The organism is Corynebacterium pilosum DSM 20521 = CIP 103422 (genome assembly GCF_000373805.1).
Classification (GTDB): Bacteria; Actinomycetota; Actinomycetes; order Mycobacteriales; family Mycobacteriaceae; genus Corynebacterium; species Corynebacterium pilosum.
In genome coordinates, this window is the sequence record NZ_KB892450.1 from 1 (window position 1) to 20043 (window position 20043).

16 protein-coding genes are annotated in these 20043 nt (G+C 62.6%); 7 read left to right on the forward strand and 9 right to left on the reverse strand.

Translation table 11 applies throughout. The annotated features are described in order from the left end of the window. Positions 1-242: transposase (locus B097_RS0105270; RefSeq protein ID WP_018581377.1), on the reverse strand; the 242-nt coding region annotated here is incomplete at its 3' end. A gap of 67 nt (positions 243-309) precedes the next feature. Between B097_RS0105270 and B097_RS13475 the strand changes: the two genes are divergently transcribed. Beyond that, positions 310-924, forward strand: a complete 615-nt coding sequence (locus tag B097_RS13475; RefSeq protein ID WP_147287110.1) for a hypothetical protein — start codon at positions 310-312, stop codon at positions 922-924. A gap of 7 nt (positions 925-931) precedes the next feature. On the opposite strand, the gene rfbD is transcribed toward B097_RS13475, so the two are convergent. Further along, the gene (gene rfbD / locus B097_RS0105280) at positions 932-2278 is read right to left on the reverse strand and encodes a dTDP-4-dehydrorhamnose reductase (protein WP_018581500.1); all 1347 of its coding nucleotides are present in this window, start codon (positions 2276-2278) and stop codon (positions 932-934) included. A 9-nt stretch (positions 2279-2287) separates the two neighbouring features. Next, a complete protein-coding gene (gene rfbB, locus B097_RS0105285; protein ID WP_026254329.1) occupies positions 2288-3262 on the reverse strand; it encodes a dTDP-glucose 4,6-dehydratase in 975 nt (324 codons plus the stop codon). 123 nt (positions 3263-3385) lie between these two features. Here rfbB and B097_RS13115 point away from each other — a divergent pair, with 123 nt between their 5' ends. Continuing rightward, positions 3386-4477 (forward strand): HNH endonuclease signature motif containing protein, encoded by a 1092-nt coding sequence (locus tag B097_RS13115; RefSeq protein WP_018581502.1) that lies wholly within the window; start codon positions 3386-3388, stop codon positions 4475-4477. Here B097_RS13115 and B097_RS0105295 read toward each other — a convergent pair. The 5 genes from B097_RS0105295 to B097_RS0105320 form a co-directional block, all read right to left on the reverse strand. Then, complete coding sequence (locus B097_RS0105295) at positions 4439-5683, reverse strand: hypothetical protein (RefSeq protein ID WP_040429417.1); 1245 nt, start codon at positions 5681-5683, stop codon at positions 4439-4441. The two genes, B097_RS13115 and B097_RS0105295, sit on opposite strands and share 39 nt — an antisense overlap. Continuing rightward, positions 5680-7038, reverse strand: a complete 1359-nt coding sequence (locus B097_RS0105300) for a M1 family metallopeptidase (RefSeq protein ID WP_018581504.1) — start codon at positions 7036-7038, stop codon at positions 5680-5682. Before B097_RS0105300 ends, B097_RS0105295 begins: the two co-directional genes overlap by 4 nt. An 8-nt stretch (positions 7039-7046) precedes the next feature. After that, positions 7047-8978, reverse strand: coding sequence for a prolyl oligopeptidase family serine peptidase (locus B097_RS0105305; RefSeq protein ID WP_018581505.1), 1932 nt, complete (start codon positions 8976-8978; stop codon positions 7047-7049). Between the two features lie 36 nt (positions 8979-9014). Then, positions 9015-10148 carry an alpha/beta hydrolase gene (locus B097_RS0105310; RefSeq protein ID WP_018581506.1) on the reverse strand — a complete coding sequence of 378 codons (1134 nt, stop codon included), beginning with the start codon at positions 10146-10148 and terminating at the stop codon, positions 9015-9017. Between the two features lie 436 nt (positions 10149-10584). Continuing rightward, on the reverse strand, positions 10585-11823 hold the full coding sequence (locus tag B097_RS0105320; protein WP_018581508.1) for an alpha/beta hydrolase: 1239 nt from the start codon (positions 11821-11823) through the stop codon (positions 10585-10587). 146 nt (positions 11824-11969) lie between these two features. On the opposite strand from B097_RS0105320, the gene lpdA reads away from it, so the two are divergent. Further along, on the forward strand, positions 11970-13382 hold the full coding sequence (gene lpdA / locus B097_RS0105325) for a dihydrolipoyl dehydrogenase (RefSeq protein WP_026254331.1): 1413 nt from the start codon (positions 11970-11972) through the stop codon (positions 13380-13382). 98 nt (positions 13383-13480) lie between these two features. Continuing rightward, the gene (locus tag B097_RS0105330) at positions 13481-14596 is read left to right on the forward strand and encodes a hypothetical protein (protein ID WP_147287112.1); all 1116 of its coding nucleotides are present in this window, start codon (positions 13481-13483) and stop codon (positions 14594-14596) included. Here B097_RS0105330 and ramB read toward each other — a convergent pair. Continuing rightward, positions 14593-15996 carry an acetate metabolism transcriptional regulator RamB gene (ramB, locus tag B097_RS0105335; protein WP_018581511.1) on the reverse strand — a complete coding sequence of 468 codons (1404 nt, stop codon included), beginning with the start codon at positions 15994-15996 and terminating at the stop codon, positions 14593-14595. The genes B097_RS0105330 and ramB overlap by 4 nt on opposite strands. A 452-nt stretch (positions 15997-16448) precedes the next feature. Here ramB and B097_RS0105340 point away from each other — a divergent pair, with 452 nt between their 5' ends. The 3 genes from B097_RS0105340 to B097_RS0105350 are packed head-to-tail and all read left to right on the forward strand — an operon-like array spanning position 16449 to position 19979. Continuing rightward, positions 16449-17207 (forward strand): succinate dehydrogenase cytochrome b subunit, encoded by a 759-nt coding sequence (locus B097_RS0105340; RefSeq protein WP_018581512.1) that lies wholly within the window; start codon positions 16449-16451, stop codon positions 17205-17207. A 13-nt stretch (positions 17208-17220) separates the two neighbouring features. Beyond that, positions 17221-19230: a fumarate reductase/succinate dehydrogenase flavoprotein subunit gene (locus B097_RS0105345; protein WP_018581513.1), complete on the forward strand. Its 2010-nt coding sequence runs from the start codon at positions 17221-17223 to the stop codon at positions 19228-19230. Beyond that, positions 19230-19979, forward strand: coding sequence for a succinate dehydrogenase/fumarate reductase iron-sulfur subunit (locus B097_RS0105350; RefSeq protein WP_018581514.1), 750 nt, complete (start codon positions 19230-19232; stop codon positions 19977-19979). Before B097_RS0105345 ends, B097_RS0105350 begins: the two co-directional genes overlap by 1 nt. Positions 19980-20043: the final 64 nt, after the last annotated feature.

A 20043-nucleotide genomic window follows, 5' to 3' on the forward strand; every position in this document is an offset into this window, starting at 1 on the left:
CGCAGCCGCTTGTTCTCCTTGCGCAGCCGGGCCATTTCCTCGTTTTCCTCGGTGGTGACACCGGGGGCGGTGCCGGCGTCGACCTCGGCCTGCCGGACCCAGTTGCGCAGGGTTTCCCGGGATACCCCGAGCTCGCTGCCGATGGCGGTGCAGGTGGCGGTCAGTGATCGGTAGTCCTCGCGGTGCTGCTGGACCATCCGGACGGCCCGGGTCTTGAACTCGGGGTCGTAGGACTTTTTCATGCTGGTGATCCTTCCTTATCGGAAGGCGGCAAGAAACCCGTGACGGTTCAGTGTGGGTGCAGCTGGTGTGCCAACAACTGCTGCTGGTGTGGCTTCTCGCCCTGGCGGTGTAGGTACCGGCGGCCCCGGTCATGGCCTGGGTACCGCAGTGCCTGGCAGCGTGGCAGGTGCTGGGCGTGGGTTGGGAAATACTGGCCGTGGCCACGCAGGCACAGGGTACACCGGAATCGGGGCGCCCGGTATGACAGGAATCGGTGGCGGATACGGCGCAGGCGGTTTTGCCTCAGGCGGTCATGGTCGCGGCCTCGCTTGCTCCGGCAACACGCCAGGCGCGCAGGGCCTGCCGGGTGCGTCGGGGATGTCTGGTTCGCAGGGTGCGCTTGGCGGGGCTGGCCCACACGGTGCGGTAGGAAAACCAACACCTCACGCAACCCCAGGTGCAGGTCACGCCGGCTTCGCCGGTCATGGTGGCAACCAGAGCCGTGGCGGGATGCCGATGGGCGGGATGATGGGTGCCGGTCGCGGCGGAAACCAGCGCGGTGGCACATCGAATTCGGTACGCGGAATAAAAACAAGCGCGGTGGAACGCGAAGGAAACCTCAAAGCGCTCCTCGGTGAAGGCCCTGAGGTGATTCCGGGTGTGATCGGGGCGTGGGTCCGCGAACCACGTACCGACCGTTAGACAACCGCTACAGTAACGCCAAGTACAGGGCGAGGGCGGCGCGCCAGTTGCTGGGTGTGAACCCGGTTGCCTCGATTTTGGATAAGTCGAAGGCAGAATTTTTCGGGCGCGGCGCTTCCGGCCCCACTAGCTCGGCGTATTGTTCCGTGCTGACTGGGTGTACCTCGGCAGGATCGTGCCCGACCCCGATAAAAACAGCCATGGCGATCTCATCGCGGCCGACCACGTCGCCTGACGACGACAGGTTGTACACCCCATACTCGGCGCCCACATCTAGCAGGTGTTTAATCCCTTTGGCCAGGTCTTCGGCGCTGGTGGGGCGGCCGCGCTGGTCATGAATCACCCGCGGTTCCACGCCGCGTTCGGCCAGCTCGGCCATGGTATGCATGAAGTTTTTGCCCTCGCCGAACACCCACGAGGTGCGGATCACATAGTGTTTCGGAGCAACGCGTGCCGACGATTCCCCCGCGGCCTTGGATGCGCCGTACAAGCTCAAGGGGCTGGGTACTTCGTCTTCTGAGTGGACCTCAACAGTGCCGTCGAAGACATAGTCGCTGCTGACGTGGACAAAAACGAGGTCGTGGGCTGCTGCGATGCTGGCGAGTTTTGCGGGGGCCTCGGCGTTGACGGCCCAGGCGGTGGCGCGGTCGGTTTCGGCACCGTTGACGTCGTTATACGCAGCAGTGTTGATGACGGCACGGTACTGCGACCAGTCACGCGCCGGCGGCTCCGTGATATCGAATTCTTCGCGGGTGCAGTACTCCCAGTCCGGGGCGACCGCCCGCAGAGCGCGCCCCAGCTGCCCATTTGCGCCGGTGACCAGCACTTGGCGAGGAGGGACGGGGGTGGCATCGGCAAGCGCGGGGTGTGCCAGGTCCTTCTCAGAGACCTGCGTGGGCTCCAGCGGCCACTCCACCTCATCCAGGTTGACGAAGGAGTACTGCGCATCCGCCGTCCAGTGCGCGTTCACAAGATAGACGTAGGCGGTGGCGTCGATAAGCGACTGAAAGCCATTAGCCACCCCGCGCGGCACGAACACCGCAACGCCCGGCGTGATCTCGCAGGTCACCTGCTCGCCGAACGACGAAGAACCCTCCCGCAGATCCACCCACGCCCCGAACACCGCACCCGTTGCCACTGAGACGTACTTGTCCCACGGCTCCGCATGCAGCCCCCGCGTCGTGCCGCGCTCGGCGTTGAAGCTGATGTTATTTTGCACCGGGCCAAAATCCGGAAGCCCGGCCGCCACCATCTTCTCGCGCTGCCAATTCTCCTTGAACCAGCCGCGCGCGTCGGTGTGCACGTCCAGCTCGACTATGAGCAGCCCTTCGATCGCCGTGGTAGAAACCTGCATGCAACCACCCTACTGCTTCGTGCGCGCGTACTTCGCCTCCACGGCGGCCTTGTCGGCGGCCCACCAGTCTTCGTTGGCGCGGTACCAGTCGATGGTACGGGACAGGCCTTCGCTTAACGACGAGGTATAGCGTGGTTGCCAGCCGAGCTCGTCTCGGAGGAGGGAAGCGTCGATGGCGTAGCGTTGGTCGTGGCCGGGCCGGTCGGCGACGTGTTCGTAGGTGCCGCCCATCAGTTCGCAGATCAGCTCGATGACGTGCTTGTTTGTGGCCTCGCCGTCGGCGCCGATGAGGTAGGTCGCGCCGGGGCGGCCGCGGTCGAGGATGGTCAGTACGGCGTCGTTGTGGTCGTCGACGTGGATCCAGTCGCGGATCTGTTCCCCGGTGCCGTAGAGCTTCGCGGGCCGGCCGGTGAGCAGGTTGGTGATCTGCCGGGGGATGAACTTCTCGATGTGCTGGTACGGCCCATAATTGTTGGAGCAGTTGGAGATGGTCGCCTCCACACCAAAGGAACGCACCCAGGCCCGCACCAAATGATCGCTGCCCGCCTTCGACGCCGAATAGGGCGAACTGGGCTGGTAGGGGGTGTGTTCGTCGAAACGCGGGTCGTCGGGTGCAAGATCGCCGAAGACCTCGTCGGTGGACACGTGATGGAACCGCGCCCCATGCTTGCGCACCGCCTCCAGCAGCGTGAAGGTGCCCACCAGGTTCGTCTGGATAAACGGCGAAGGGTCCGCCAGCGAATTATCGTTGTGCGACTCCGCCGCAAAATGCACCACCACATCGGCGCCAGAGACGAGCTCGTCGATAAGCGCGGCGTCGGTGATGCAGCCCTGCACGAACTCGATGTCCAGCCCCTCCAGGTTTGCGCGATTGCCGGCATACGTCAGCTTATCGACGACCACAATGCGCTGGTCAGGATCACGCTCAAGGGCGAGACGGACAAAATTTGCACCAATGAAACCGGCGCCGCCGGTGACCAACATCGAACCCATGAACGTTACTATACTTCGGCTCTCCCTGTTTCTGCCCTGTGGATAAGTGGGGGTTATCCACAGATTTTTTAGTGAGGTGCGCGGGAAGTTGCGCGCTGGTTTAGTCTTCGAATCATGACCACATATCAGACCTTCGCAGCCGGCTGGGCCAGCGCAATCTCCATCCTGGAGGGCGCCGCCGGCAGGTCTGTCATCGATATGTGCAAAGACGGCCTGGACACCACCATGGCGAAACTGCTGCACAAACTGTCCACCATCTACTTTGGCTCCACCAGCCACACCCGCTACCAAGCGCGCGCCCGCCGCAACGCCGCCGACAACCGCCACACATTCAACACGCTGGCCGAGATCGAAAAGCAGGTGAAAAAGCTCGACGATAAGAAGCATTCCTGGCGCATGCGCGAAGAACTCACCGAGCAGCCTGCGATTTTGCGCAGCATCCGTGCGCGTGCCGACGAGCTCCTCGCCGAATTGAACGGCCCGGAAAAGGTGGTGAACGAATCGTCGATAAGCGCCCGCGCGATCCCGAACTCCACCCACATGCGCCTGTCCGCCACCGCCCCAGGCCACCTGGTGCGTGCCGCGCTGGACGCGCTGAACGACGTGCCCGAGGATGACCGTGCCGAGGAAGCCGTGCGTCGCATCTTCGGCGGTGGTACCTCTGCTGAGCCGACGCTATCCGCGCGCGTGATCGTGCGCGCCGAAGACGTCGCCTCCATCGGGGAGGAGCGTGAGGACGGCGACGTGATCCTCTCGCTGACCAACGGCACCCGGATCCTCTCGTCGGAACTGGCGCGCCAGAATCTCGCCGAGGACTGCCGCATCGTGCTGGTCTCGCCGATGCTCGGTGTGCTCAACGTCTTCGAAGGCCGGTTCGCCAACGAAAAACAACGCGAGGCGCTAGCCGCCGTCGAACCCGTGTGCACCTGCGACGGATGCGGCGAAGGCGCCGACTACTGCGAAATCAACCACAACATCCCCTACTCGCGCGGCGGGCCGACGTCGGTGCGCAACTTATCCACCGTGTGCAGGTTCGATAATGGCAGGATGAGCGACACCAACATCTACGGCCACATCGAACAGCGCGGCGGCGAGAACTACCACGTCTCACCGTATGGACAGTGGCGGCTGAACAATCATCCGGTGGCCCGAGGCGGGGCCATGCGGCTAGTCAAGCACGGGCCGCCGCGAGCGCGCACGACCTAAACCCAGCAGGTGCACCACAGCACCTGCTAATGGGCCTGCCACCAGAGAAACGATCACCGAAGCGACCAGCCCCAGCGGCGCCGCAAAAAGGATCAGGTACGCCACCGCCGATGCCGTCAGCCATCCCGCTACGTACCATCCGTGCTGCTCGAGGGCCAGCACGGCGGTGCCGGTGATCATGAGGCTGCCCGTCAGCGACGATGCGAAAGTGAGCAGGCCGAGCGTGAGCCCGTTGACGAAGAGTTCCGGTTTGAACGCGACGTCCAAAATCCACGGACCGACCAGCGAGGCCGCGACGAAGCCTGCAACCCCGACGCCCAGCACGGCCGCGATCGGCATGATGAGCGCCCGGTAGATCCCGCGCCCGGCCTCAACGAACTTAACGACGAGCATCGACTGGAACCGCTGCAAAGGCACCAGGATCGGGGCGCGCGTCAGCGTGACCGCATTGATGATGCCAGCGATCGTGATTGTGGTCGTCGGGTCCTCGTGCGGAAAAGCCGCATTGAGGAAAGTGGGGTAGCCGGTAATCAGCGCCGCATTCGCACCCGACGCCAGCATGGCCTGCACCACGCGCCGGGCAAAGGGGCCGGGGGAGACGTCCAGCTGTGCGCCGATCGCCGCGCGTGCCGACGACGAACCCGCCAACACCACCACCCAACTCAACGCGCCGATCACCGTGATCAGAAGGAAAGCCTCTAACCCCCAGCCGAAGCCCCAGGCCGCAAGAGCGAGCACCAAACGGATCCCGGAATCCAAAGCGACCAGGCTGGCGTACTGGCCCCACAGGTTGGCGCCCGACAAAATGCCGGAAAGAACCGCCTGGAACACGTAGCTGACCAGTCCGAAAGCGAGCAAACCCGTGGCAAGGCCCGGTGCGGGTGGAACGACGCTGCTCATGGCGAAGAAGCCTGCCGTCACCGCCACTGCGAACACCACGATGGTGACGATCCCGCCGAACCTCCAAGGATCCGCAGACCTCGCAGACCGTACCTCCGCAGACCGAGCTTGCGAGGTCTGCGCCGCGACGGCGCGCGTGGTTTCCTGCGTGATCCCATCGATCACACCCGCAGAGGCAAAAAACAAGCCCCAGTACGCCTGGAAGTAGCGCATCTGGGTTTCGGCGTCGAGCGGCCACTGCGCCACCCAGATGACCACGAACCCCGACAAAGCGGCGAAGATCGTGGCCATCGACAGGGATCTCATCGTGGGCACTCCGGCAAAGCGGGATCGAACAGCCAAGCATGCAGGATGTCGTCGATAAGCGAACGCTCGACCGACACAGAATCGGCGGCCGCGTAGAGTTCGCGCTTCAAATCCCGCGGCTCCACAACACTGTGGGCACCCGATGCGACATAGCGTCGCACCGCGGGGAAGAAGGCAGAGTCGCCAAGGGCTCGTCGTAAAGCGTGCAAAGCCATGGCGCCGCGCTTGTACACTCGGTCGTCGAACATGTCGCGGGGCCCCGGCGCGCCCACGACGACGTCCTTGGCCTTGCGCTGCAAAATGGCGTACTCGCGGTCCACGTTCACCTGGGCCGGGGTGCCGCGGTGCTCGAACCACAACCATTCGCAGTAGCAAGCGAAACCTTCGTTGAGCCAGATATCATCCCACTGCGCCAGGCCGAGGGAGTTGCCGAACCATTGGTGGGCCAGCTCGTGGGCGATTAGCCTTTCCCAGCCGGTCATGTGGTTGATGCCGAAGATGCTTAGGCCCTGCGCCTCGAGGGGGATTTCGAGCTCATCGTCGGTGACCACCACCGTGTAGTCGGTAAAGGGGTAGGGGCCGAAGAGCTGTTCGTAGAAATCGAGCATGGCCTGCTGGTCGCGCAGCGCGGTTTTCGCGGCGGCGGCATTGTCGGGGCTGACCCACACGTGGGTGTTGCGCCCGAGCTCGTGCCGCTGGTACTCGCCAACCTGCACGGTGGCTAGGTAAGTGGCCATGCGGTGCGTGGTTTCGTAGTTCCAGGTGGTGCGTGAGCCGTGCGCGTGCTTATCGACGAGGCGCCCGTTGCACACGACGACGTAGGGGTCGTCGGCGCTGATGCGGATGCTGTAGGTGGCCTTTTCGTCGGGGGTGTCGTCGCAGGGGAACCAGGAGGGCGCGCCGTTGGGCTGGCTGGCGACAAGGGAGCCGTTTTCGAGTTCTTCCCAGCCAATGTCGCCCCAGGTGGTGCGGCGGGGTCGGGGGTTGCCGCCGTAGGAGATGACAAGGCGGAATTCGGAGTCGACGGGGATGTCTTCGCCGAAGGTGATGCGCAGTTTGTTGCCGGACTGTTTGAACTTGGTCACTTTGACGGTGAGGCCGCTGGCCCCGTGGGCGATGATGCGCCGGGCGACCATGTTCTGCATCAGGTCGAGGGTGAGGGTGCGCAGGGGCTGCCAGTTGTCCATCAGGAGTGTGGCGGTGCCTTCGAGCCGGTTGGGGTCGACGCGGTAGGTGAGGTCGAGCTCGTAGTGCCGGATGTGGAAGCCCAGGTTGAAGTCGACGCCGGTGTAGGCGTCGCGGGTGCCGGGGATGGGGGTGGAGCGCAGCCTCGTGCTTGTCATCTTGCTGGTCATGGTGGGACTTATCCTACTTTCTGGGCTAGCCAGCTGTAGATCAGGGCCTCCACGCGGGCGGTTTGGGTGTTGTCGGCGGCTCCGGCGTGCCCGCCGACGGTGTTTTCGTAGTAGTCCACGGGCTGGCCCGCCTGGTGGAGGGCGTGGGCGAAGCGGCGGGCGTGTGCTGGGTGGACGCGGTCGTCGCGTGTCGACGTCGTGACCAGCGCTTCCGGCAGTTCCTTATCCTCCCGCTGCGGGATGTTGTGCAGCGGTGACCACTTTTCGATGGCGGCGCGCTCCGTGGGGTCGTCGGGGTTGCCGTACTCCGCCATCCAGGACGCCCCGGCGGAGAGGGTGTGGTATCGCAGCATGTCGGTCAGCGGCACTTGGATGACGGCGGCGCCGAGCGCGTCCGGGTACTGCACCAGTGCGCCGGAGGTGAGCAGCCCGCCGTTGGAACCACCCCGGATCCCGATCTGCCGCGGGGTGCTGTAGCCGCGTTCGACCAGATCACGCAGCACGGCCTCGTGGTCTTCCCACACCTTATGCCGGTTGGTTTTCACGACCTGCGAGTGCCACTCCGGTCCGAATTCGCCGCCACCGCGCAGGTTGGGCTGCACATAGTAGTAGCCACGCTCCAGCCAGGCGCGTCCGCGCACGGCGGAGTAGCTGGGAGTAAGCGAGACTTCGAAACCGCCGTAGCCGCCGACCAGGGTGGGTTGCGCGCCGCGGCTGAAGTCGCCGGTGATGAAGTAGGGGATCTGCGTGCCATCGGCGGAGGTGGCCCAGTGCTGGCGGGTGTCTAGGCCGGCGGCGTCGAAAAGCGCGGGTGCCTGCTTCACGGCCTCACCGTTGCGCAGCAGCGTGGACGGCTGGGTGAAGCTGGAGGTGTTGATCCAGTACTCGTCGCCGTCGAGCGGGCTTGTGGCCACAATGCTTGCCGACGAGGCCTCCGGCACCTCTACGCGGCGTCGCTCCCAGGTGCCCAGCCGGTACGCGTGGATCTGGGTGGCGACATCCACAAGCGTGGTCACCAGCAGTTCGGAATCCGTAAACGCAATGGAAACGACAGATGTATGGGGGTCTGGTTCCACGAGTAGGGTCAGTTGATCGTCGTCACGCACCGCAAGCCCACCAGCCGGGATCCCATCAAACGCGGTGCGGGGCTGAAGGAAGAGCCACTGGCGGAAGACGGTGGCGTCGCAGTCGGTGGGGATGTTGAGGCGCTCGCCGTCGATGAAGGTTTCGGAATTGTAGAAATCGAGCGCGCGGGTGATCACGGTGCGTTCGAAGCCGGGGGTGGGGTCGTAGGCGGCGGCGACAAGGACGTCCTCGGGCTGGCCGGAAAAGATGACGGGGGCGTCGTCAGGCGCCTGTCCACGCTGCCACCTGCGCACCTCACGCGGATAGCCGGACTCGGTCAGCGACCCGGCACCCGTATCCGTGCCGACTAGCAGCGCATCGCCTGCCCAGGAGACATAACTTTTCGCCTCCGGCAGGTCAAACGCGTCCCCCTCCACGAAAGCGCGCCGGCCCAGGTCGAATTCGCGGATCACCGTAGCATCGGCGCCACCGCGCGAGAGTTTGATCAGCGCGCGGTCATACTGCGGCGCGCGCACCACGGCGCCTTTCCACACCCAGTCCTCTTCCTCGGCGGCGGCGAGGGCATCAACATCAACCAGTTCTTCCCAGGTGGGGGAGTCGGTGAGGTAATCGTCGAGAAGCGTCCTGCGCCACACCCCACGCGGGCGGTCGGCGTCGCGCCAGAAGTTATACAAAAACTCGCCGCGCCGGGTGACGTACGGAATCCGCGCGTCAGTGTCCAGCACCTCGAGGATCCGCGATTGCAGCGGCTCAAGGTCAAATGCGGCGAGTGTGTTATCCGACCACGCCTGCGCCCATTCGAGGGCGGGCTGGCCGGTGATGTCGTCGAGAAGCTTCGGGTCAATGTTGCGCATAAGACCCAAGCTTAACGACGAAGCCTCCTGCGATCTTTACATATCGAAGGAAGGCTTGATCGTGGTGTTCCAGGACTTCTCCAAGTCCTCGCGCCAGCCTGGCCAGGAGTGGGTGCCGGCATTGCGCAGCTCATAGTGGGCTGGGATGCTCAAGCTCTTGAGCTTCGCGCGCAGGTCGTGGGTGCAGGCGTTCATTGCGGCCTCGATGGCGCCGCCTTCGACCTGGAGGGTCAGAGCGTTCGCGGAACCGACGGCATAGGGTGCGCCCTGGCCGGTGTAGTAGCCCACCATGTCGGTCTCTGCGGCCAGGCCGGTCGCGGTGGAGATGTACAGCTCGGTGCCGCGCAGCTTCTCTGCGTTGACCAGGGCGTCGTTGTAACGGTTGTAGGACCCGCCCATTGGGCCGTACATCATTTCGGGGGTGACCATGTTGAAATCGTTCAACGTGCCGGAACCACGCTGCACGGTCAGGCGCAGGAACTGGTACGGAATCGGGGTGGAGGTGGCGGCGCAGCCGGAGAAGGATCCGACGGAATCGTAGAAGCCTGGGTTGTGCTCGGCCATGAGCAGCGCGGAGGTCGCGGACATGGAGAAACCAACGATCGCGCGGCGGTTATCGGCCTTCAGCTCTGCCTCGATCGGCCCCGGCAGCTCCTTGGTGATGAAGGTTTCCCACTTCTGAGGGCCCTTCAGGTATGGAGTGTTGAGGTCGTCCTTCAGCCAGTCTGCGTAGTAGGTGAACGCGCCGCCCTGCGGCACGACGACGTTGACGCCCTTGTTCTGGTAGAACTCCAGCTTGTTGGTCATCTTGAACCAGTCAGAGTCCTGCTCTGCGCCGCCGGCGCCGTTGAGCAGGTAGACGGTGGGTGCGCCCTCGATGAGGTTGCCTTCTGCGTCGCGTGCTGGGATGACACCGACTGGGACTTCGCGGTCCATCGATGGCGAGTACACGGAGTATGCCTTGATGGTGTTGCCGTCGACGTACTCCAGCCAGGACTGTGGCTCACCGGTGGTGACTGCCTTTGGCTGCGAGTCGAGTGGCTTTACGGTGCCGACTGCGGTTTCGCCAGCGACTTGGGCAGGGGTCAGGTCAGCGGCGGTGGCGGGGGTTGCGCCAGCTGCGATGGCTAGGGCGGTGCCCACGGCAAGGACGGAACGCTTCAGCTTCATGGAGGGAGGCTTCCTATTCTTTTCTTTGGCTTCTTCGGACGTTCGGCTTTTCACCGATGTTTCACAGGTGCGCCACAATTCACGTATCGTACCTAGGGTATGCGATGTTACGTCTCCGTGTGCACCTTAATCTGCTGTTTGTGGTTGCACAAGTGATTAATGTGGCACAATGCGGGTTAACGTTTGCTGGATTCCTGGCGATAAACGTGGCGTATCCATCGCACATTCACACGACTTTTTACAAGAAAGGGACTTGACTATGTCTCCCATCGAGCAAATACAGCTTCAACTCAACGAATTCCTCGGCCAGCTGATTCACGCTGGTTCGTCGACGTCGTCGACCATCGCGCTCGCCTTGGGCATGTTCTAGGTTTCTAGATCCCGATACACAAAAAGGAGGGCACCCGCTGTGGGTGCCCTCCTTTTAGTCTATTAATTACAGATTTGCCGACGAGAAGTTAGCAGATCCTTCGTCCGCGGCAGGCTTCTTCTCGACATCGTCGAATAGTGCAGGCTTGATGACGAGGTTCCAGGACTTCTTCAGGTCCTCGTGCCAACCTGGCCAGGAGTGGGTGCCGGTGGTGCGCAGCTCGTAGTGCGCTGGGATGTTCAAGCTCTTGAGCTTCGCGCGCAGGTCGTGGGTGCAGGCGTTCATCGCGCCCTCGATGACGCCGCCTTCGACGGTCAGCATGGAGCTTGCAGCCAGCGCGGCGTTCGGGTTTCCGCCGTTGTTTGCCAGCAGGGTGCCGAACATGTCGCTCTCGGACTGCAGGCCAGTTGCCGTGGAGATGTACAGGTCGGTGCCGCGCAGCTTCTCAGCGTTGACTAGGGCGTCGTTGTAGCGGTTGTAGTCGGAACCGACTGGGCCCCAGATGCTTTCTGGGGTCATGCCGTCAGCACCGCGGCCAACAGTCAGGCCGGTGTAGAAGTAGGGCAGCGGGGTGGAGGTGGCGGCACAGCCGGAGAAGGACCCGACGGCGTCGTACATACCCGGATTGTGCTCTGCCAGAAGCAGGGCGGAGGTCGCGGACATGGAGAAGCCAACTACCGCACGCTTGTCGTTGGCGTTGAGGTGGCCTTCAATCGCGCCCGGCAATTCCTTCGCCAGGAACGTCGACCACATCTGCTTGCCCTTGTAGTAGCCCTGCTCGCCTGGGTTGGTCTGCCAGTCGACGTAGTAGGAGAACGCGCCCTCCATCGGGATCACGACGTTGACAGGCTCGTCCTTAAACGTTTCGTAGAACGTCCCACCGGCTAGGGTCAGCCAGTCGTTGTCCTGTTCCGCGCCGCCTGCACCGTTGAGGAGGTAGAGGGTTGGCGCGTCGTCGATACGCACACCGTTTTCGTCGCGTGCCGGGCGGACGGCGATTGGGATCTCGCGCTCCATCGAAGGCGAGTAGACACTGTAGGCTTCCAACCCGTTCCCGCCGACTTTCTTGAACCACTTCTGGTCCGCTTTCGTCGCCGTATTCTTCGGAGCCACAGTCAGCGACTTGATGGTAGCGGTGCCCTCGGCCGCGGGTACCGGCTGGTCCAGTGCGTCTAGCTCTTGCTTTTCGACGTCGGCCTCTGGGGCTACAGGTGGCTGTTCAGTCTCTTCGGCGGTGGCTGGAACAGCACCAGCAGCAATCGCGATCGCGGCCGCGGCGGCCAGTATGGGGCGCATGATCTTCATGGGTGAAGGGTCCTTCTTCATTGCACGGGAAATGTACTTCTCAGCACTATATCCCGATTCTTCGTTTCGCGGTAGTGGATTGAAACCTGCCCCCGCAGGGGTGGAAACGGCCACAAGAGTGCAGTCGCATGCGTATTCTTGGGGGCATGGCTAAAGAACACTATGACGTTGTTGTACTTGGTGCGGGCCCTGGCGGGTATGTCGCCGCGATTCGCGCAGCTCAGTTGGGCAAGAAGGTAGCGGTTATTGAGAAGCAGTACTGGGGCGGTGTCTGCCTGAACGTGGGCTGTATCCCCTCTAAGTCGCTGATCAAGAACGCCGAGGTGGCGAACATCTTCACTCATGAGAAGAAGACCTTCGGCATCAAGGGCGATGTGGAATTCGAGTACGAGGACGCACATAAGCGTTCCCGTAAGGTCTCGGAGAAGATCGTCGGCGGTATCCACTACCTGATGAAGAAGAACAAGATCACCGAGATTCACGGCCTAGGTTCTTTCAAGGATGCGAAGAGCATCGAGATCACTGAGGGCGATGACAAGGGTAAGACGGTTACTTTCGACGATTGCATCATCGCAACCGGTTCCGTAGTGAACACGCTGAAGGGCGTGGAGTTCTCGGAGAACGTTGTGTCCTTCGAGGAGCAGATTCTGAATCCTGAGGCTCCGGAGAAGATGGTCATCGTTGGTGGCGGCGCGATCGGCATGGAGTTTGCCTACGTGCTGAACGCGTATGGCGTTGATGTCACGGTGATCGAGTTCATGGACCGCGTCCTGCCGAATGAGGATCCGGAGATTTCCAAGACTATCGCCAAGGTGTACAAGAAGCTTGGCGTGAAGGTCCTGGCGGGCCATGCGACGACCGCCGTGCGCGACAATGGTGATTCTGTTGAGGTGGATTACCAGAAGAAGGGCTCCGATAAGACTGAGACCATCACTGTGGACCGCGTGCTGGTGTCTGTCGGTTTCCGCCCGCGTACCGAGGGGTACGGCTTGGAGAACACCGGCGTGGAGCTGACGGAGCGTGGCGCGATTGCCATCGACGATTACATGCGCACCAACGTTGACGGCATTTACGCGATTGGCGATGTCACCGCGAAGCTGCAGCTGGCCCATGTTGCTGAGGCGCAGGGCGTTGTCGCCGCTGAGGTGATTGCTGGCGCTGAGACCCAGACGCTGGGCGACTACCAGATGATGCCGCGCGCGACTTTCTGCAACCCGCAGGTCGCATCCTTCGGTTACACCGAGGAGGCTGCGAAGGAGAAGTTCCCAGATCGCGAGATCAAGACCGCTACCTTCCCGTTCTCTGCGAACGGCAAGGCTGTTGGTGCGGCGGCGACGGAGGGCTTCGTCAAGCTGGTCGCGGATGCGGAATTCGGCGAGCTGCTCGGCGGCCATATGGTCGGCGATGGCGTCTCCGACATGACTCCGCAGCTGACGTTGGCGCAGCGTTTTGATCTGACCGCGGGCGAGATCGCACGTAACGTGCACATCCACCCGACGATGTCCGAGGCGATGAAGGAAGCTGCCCACGGCATCGAAGGCCACATGATCAACTTCTAGTTCGCTTTATGACGACGATCTAGCCCAGCCCAGCCCAGCCCGGCTCATACTCTTCGAGCCGGGCTGGGCTTTTGCGTGCCTGCTAGCATTGCTTATTAATGGAAAATTATAGAGTCGGTGTGTTTGCGGACCGGGGGATGCCCTCCCTCGATGTCATGGACATCCTGAATGACATCACCGAGGATTCAGAGTTTTTTCGTGACGACGAGAACCGTCTTGTTGGCTCGGGGCGGCGGGGGAGCACCCTCGTTGAGGTGAAACTGGGCGAAATCCCCATGGACCACCAGGGCCAGTTGGAGTTGGCGGAAGCGGTTCCAGCGATCTTGCGGGAGTATGGCTGGGACAGGTTGATCTATGTCACCGACCTGCCGCTGGTTGCTTTTAACCGTCCGGTGGTGGCGCAAAGCGCTGTCGATAGTGATGGCTGGGTGATCTCTGCTCCGTCCTTTGGCTGGTTTGGGGCGAGGAGGCGGTTGCGGAAGGAATTGATATCGCTGATCGATGGCAACGGGGGAGTCGTCGGCACGAGCGAACCCAGAACGGCGGGGCGCGGGCAGGACCAAGACAGCACCGTGCGTTCGCAGGTGTTGGACACTCCCTGGCGGGCGGTGCAGCTGATTGCGGGTACTGCGCGCAGTAACCGGCCGTGGCGGATGCCCCGGGTACTCACGTCTTCTTTGGCGGCGATGGCGGCTTCGGGCGGGTTCGGCGTGTTTTATGGCTCGATTTGGGACCTGGCCCACTCGATGTCTTTCACGCGTGCTGTAGGCGTGGGGCTGTTATCGATCCTCAGTTTCACCATGTGGATCATCCTGCGCAATCGCCTGTTCGTCCGCGCCGATGAGAACCGCAGCCCGTGGCGTCGCAACGTGGACAATATCGCCACCTTTACGACGATCGCCTTGGCCGCCACGATCCTGTACGTTCTGGTCTTCGCCGTCATGACCGTACTGACCGCAGCCATCGTTCCCACCGACTACCTAGCAAGCTCGGTGAGCGTACCCACTGGGTGGTTCTCCTACTTCACTATCGGCTGGTTGTCGGCGTCCTTGGGCACGTTCGCTGGCGCCATCGGCTCCAACTTCGACGAGTCCGCCGAAATCGTGGGCGCCACCTACAGCGAGCGTGAGTACGAGCGCCGTCGGAAGTGGGGCCAGTTCGACGATCAGCAAGATCAGGACGACGAAGACGACGAGAGCAAAGACGACAACTAGTAGGGCGCGATCGACGTCGTGTGCGGGTTAATCGTCAGCGGCATGTGAACGGCGGGGAAGGCGCGCTGCGCACAATTCTGTCGGGGGCACACGCGGCAGCCGGCACCGATCGGCTCGGCTTGGTCAACATCGTCGAGAGGCAAGCCGTGGGCGTACACAGTGCGGTCCGCGTGCCTGGTCTCGCACCCCAGGCCGATGGCGAAAAGCTTGTCGGTGTCCTGGTATTTGCGCCGGTGGTGGTGCACGGTGCGCGCGATCCACAGGTAGGTGCGCCCGTCCGGCATCTGGGCATGCTGGCGCACGATCTCACCCGGGGTGTTGAAACTGGCGTATAGCCCCCACAGCGGGCACGTGCCCCCGGAGGTGGAAAAGTGAAAGCCGGTTGCGGACTGGCGCTTGGACATGTTGCCGGCGCGGTCCACGCGCACGAAGGTGAAGGGCACGCCGCGCAGGTTCGGCCTTTGCAGGGTGGAAAGCCGGCTAGCGGCGGTTTCGTACCCCACCCCGAAAATATTGGAGAGGTATTCCACGTCATAGCCCGCTTGCTCCGCCTCAGAGTGGATGAGCTTATAGGGCAGGATCACCCCGGCGGCGTAGTAGGAGGCCAGTCCGCGCCGGGCCAAGTTGACGGAGGCTTCGCTGGTGAAGGGTTCGTCGGCGATGGCTTCGTCGATAAGCGTCCGTGCTTCGAGGTGGGCGAGCTCGGTGGCCATGCGGAACGCGCGCTGGCCGGTGGACAGCAGCGTGGAAAGCTCGATGACGCCGCAATCGGCGTCGAAGGTGTGCAGGGTGCCGTCGGTGCTCAGTGTCGATTCGACTTCGATGTTGTGCTTATCGACGAGGCGTGCGCGGATTGCTTGTTCGGTGTCGCGGATCGTGAACTGGTGCACGTCCAACTCGGTGGAAAGCGCTTCGGCGGCGTTGTCGAGGGCATCGAAGTAGTTGTGGTTGGCGTAGAAGAAGTCGCGGACTTCGTCGTGGGGCATGGAGATGGCCTGCCCGGAGGTGGTGCGGTCGTCGGTAGCCATGGTGAGCTTGTCGCGCACATTGCGATAGCGGCGGTGCATGTCGACAAGCGTGCGCGCGATGGTGGGGTGGTTGTAGACCAATTCGGAGAGTTCTTGGACTTCGATGTCCGTGCTGGCGATTTCCTGGTCGCCGATGATGTCTTGAAGTTCGGCGAGCAGGCGGGAATCGTCGTCACGCGAAAAGAACGTGGCGTCCACGCCGAAGGCTTCGGTGATGCGCAGGAGGACGGGGACGGTCAGGGGGCGTACGTCGTGTTCGATCTGGTTGACGTAGCTGGCGGACAGATCGAGGGCAGCGGCGAGCGCGGCTTGGCTCAAGTTCCGTTCGCGGCGGAGCTGGCGCAGGCGGGAGCCGACGTACGTCTTTGTCATGGGCAATATTCAACCAAAAATTGTGAAGAAGTGTGTGGGGGTGGGTGCAAAGTTAGTTAACTGTGCAGGAACTTGAGGGGTAAATGCGGTGCGGGCCTCCTAGTTTGGACCGAAAGTATGACACCTTAAGGGGTGATTCTTGTGAGAGTGTCAATTCGCAACTGTCGCGGGTGGGGAAAATCACAGTACGTGCGTTTTGCTAAGTCGGGGCTAATGTGGCGCGTGGGGTGCAAGGGGGCGTGTCTCGTCGAAACGTTGCAGGAAGCGCTACAACCAGCAGTATTTCTTCGCAAACTTGTGAAGAATCGTTTGTGAAGGGGCCTTCGTCGGCAAGCGCGTGCCGACGAAAACCGCGTGCCTGTAGGGAGACTGGAAAGATGATGGGATGGGAGGGCGATAAGTGGGAAGTCCACGCCTGAACCCCGTAGAGTGATATCGACACTGGAGGTGCCATGACTGTACAAAACGCAGACCGTGACGCAATTCGTCACGGTAAAATTACTGAAAAGCCGCTGCGCGAGCGGCCAGGGTTCCCAACCTGGGCAATCAAGCTGACGATGGCCATTACCGGCCTGATCTTCGCGCTCTTCGTCCTCGGCCACATGGTCGGTAACTTGAAGCTCTTCCTGCCTGCAGAGAACGGCGTGCCGGCGCTGGACGCGTACGGCGAGTTCCTGCGCAGCATGGGTGAGCCACTCTTCCCACGCGAAAGCCTGCTGTGGATCATCCGCATCGTCCTGCTCGTAGCGGTTGTCCTGCACGTCTACGGCGCGTTTGCCCTGCACGGACGCTCCACGCGCTCCCGCGGCAAGTTCAAGCGCACCAACCTGATGGGCGGACTGCAGTCCCAGGCAGCGCGCTACATGCTGATCACCGGCGTGATCCTGCTGCTGTTCATCATCTTCCACCTGCTGGACCTGACCATTGGTGTGGGCGTCGCATCGGACCAGTTCGTCCACGGCGCTGTGCACAACAACATGCTGGCCACCTTCGCGCCTGAGCGCTGGTGGGTCACCCTGGTTTATGTCATCGCGAACCTCGCACTCTTCCTCCACCTCACCCACGGCATTTACCTAGCCGTGAGCGACCTGGGCTGGTTGGGCGAGCGTGGCCACGCGATCATGGTGATCCTGGCGTACTGGCTGCCAGCAATCGTTGTCATTGCCAACATCATCATGCCGTTGTCCATCACATTCGGACTGCTCTCGTAGGAGGAAGCCCACAATGACTACCGCACAAAACACTGAGCGTGCTGAATTCACGCAGCCGGCGTCCGCCTTTGAGGACGTCACCCCGGGCAAGGTCCTTGAGAGCAACGAGCCCAAGGGCGTGCCCACCAAGGACATGTGGGAGTACCAGAAGGACCACATGGAGCTGGTCTCCCCGCTGAACCGTCGTAAGTTCGAGGTCATCGTCGTAGGTACCGGCCTGTCCGGTGGTGCCGCGGCCGCGGCCCTCGGCGAGCTCGGCTACAAGGTGAAGGCCTACACCTACCACGACGCGCCACGTCGCGCGCACTCCATTGCTGCACAGGGTGGCGTCAACTCCGCCCGCGGCAAGAAGGTGGACAACGACGGCGCATACCGCCACGTCAAGGACACCGTGAAGGGCGGCGACTACCGCGGCCGCGAGTCCGACTGCTGGCGCTTGGCTATCGAGTCCGTTCGCGTGATCGACCACATGAACGCCATCGGTGCACCTTTCGCCCGCGAGTACGGCGGCACCCTGGCCACCCGCTCCTTCGGTGGTGTCCAGGTCTCCCGTACCTACTACACCCGCGGCCAAACGGGCCAGCAGCTGCAGCTGTCCACCGCTTCGGCACTGCAGCGCCAGATCCACCTGGGCAACGTGGAGATTTTCACCCACAATGACCTGGTTGATCTGATCGTGACCGGCACCGGTGAAGAGAAGCGTTGCCAGGGTATTGTCACCCGCAACCTGATCGACGGATCCATCACCGCGCACACCGCGCACGCTGTGATCCTGGCGACCGGCGGCTACGGCAACGTGTACCACATGTCCACCCTGGCGATTAACTCCAACGCGTCGGCCATCATGCGTGCATACGAGCACGGCGCATACTTCGCCTCGCCGTCGTTCATCCAGTTCCACCCGACAGGCCTGCCGGTCAACGCGTCCTGGCAGTCCAAGACGATCCTGATGTCCGAGTCCCTGCGTAACGACGGCCGCATCTGGACCCCGAAGGAAAAGGGCGACGACCGCGACCCGAACACCATTCCTGAGGAAGAGCGCGACTACTTCCTGGAGCGCCGCTACCCAGCGTTCGGCAACCTGGTTCCACGTGACGTGGCATCGCGCGCGATCTCCCAGCAGATCAACGCCGGCTACGCCGTGGGCCCGCTGAACAACTCCGCGTACCTGGACTTCCGCGACGCCATCGAGCGCCTCGGCGAGGACACGATCCGCGAGCGCTACTCCAACCTGTTCACAATGTACGAGGACGCGATCGGCGAGAACCCGTACACGACCCCGATGCGCATTGCACCGACCTGCCACTTCACCATGGGTGGCCTGTGGACGGACTTCAACGAGATGACCTCCATCGACGGCCTGTTCGCCGCCGGTGAGTGCTCCTGGACCTACCACGGTGCGAACCGCCTGGGTGCTAACTCCCTGCTGTCCGCATCTGTCGACGGCTGGTTCACTCTGCCGTTCACCGTGCCAAACTACCTGGCGAATCACCTGAACAAGCCTGTGCTGCCGGTCGATTCCCCAGAGGCGCAGGAAGCTGTTGAGCGCTCCCGTGCACGCCTGGAGAAGCTGACGACGATCGAGGGCCCGAACCCACACGGTCCGGACTACTACCACACCAAGCTCGGCGAGATCCTGTACAAGTACTGCGGTGTGTCCCGTAACGTCGACGGTCTGCGCCAGGGCATAAAGGAGATTCGCGAACTGCGCGAAGACTTCTGGACCAACGTCCGTGTCCCAGGTGGCACCGACTACATGAACCAGACCGTCCAGGATGTACAGCGTGTTGCTGACTACATCGACCTGGGCGAACTGATGTGTGTCGACGCACTGGATCGCGACGAGTCCTGCGGTGCGCACTACCGTGACGACCACCTCTCCGAGGACGGCGAGGCAGAGCGTGACGACGAAAACTGGTGCTTCGTCTCTGCATGGGAACCAACTGCCGACGGCAAGTTCGTCCGCCACGCAGAACCGCTGTACTTTGAATCGATCCCGCTGATGACAAGGAACTACAAGTAATGAAACTGACACTTGAGATCTGGCGTCAAGCCGGACCCGAAACAGAAGGCGCCTTCGAGACCGTTCAGGTGGACGACGCTGTAGAGCAGATGTCCATCCTCGAGCTTCTCGATCACGTCAACAACAAATTCGTCGAAGAGGGTCGCGAGCCATTCTCCTTCGCCTCTGACTGCCGCGAGGGCATCTGCGGTACCTGTGGCCTGACCGTCAACGGTCGCCCACACGGTTCCGGCAAGAACACCCCCGCCTGCCAGCAGCGTCTGGTGCAGTACAACGACGGCGACACCCTGAAGATTGAGCCATTCCGTTCCGGCGCGTTCCCCGTGATCCGCGACCTGACGGTCGACCGTTCCGCACTGGACCGCGTCATGGAGCAGGGCGGCTACGTCTCCATCCACGCCGGCACCGCGCCGGACGCAGACACCCTGCACATGAACCACCACGACGCAGAGCGTTCCCTGGACTTCGCAGCCTGCATCGGCTGTGGCGCATGTGTGGCAGCCTGCCCGAACGGTGCAGCCCACCTGTTCACCGGTGCGAAGCTGAACCACCTGAAGCTCACCCCGCTGGGCAAGCAGGAGCGCGGCAAGCGCGCCCGCCAGATGATCGACGAGCTGGAGACCAACTTCGGCCACTGCACCCTCTACGGTGAGTGCGCCGACGTGTGCCCGGCCGGCATCCCACTAGAGGCCGTCGGTGCGATCAACAAGGAACGTGCGCGTGCAGCATTCCGCGGCTCGGACGACTAAGATTAACCGCAGTTAATTGAGGTGGCCTCACCGCGGGCCACGATGATCATGAAAGAGAGACCTA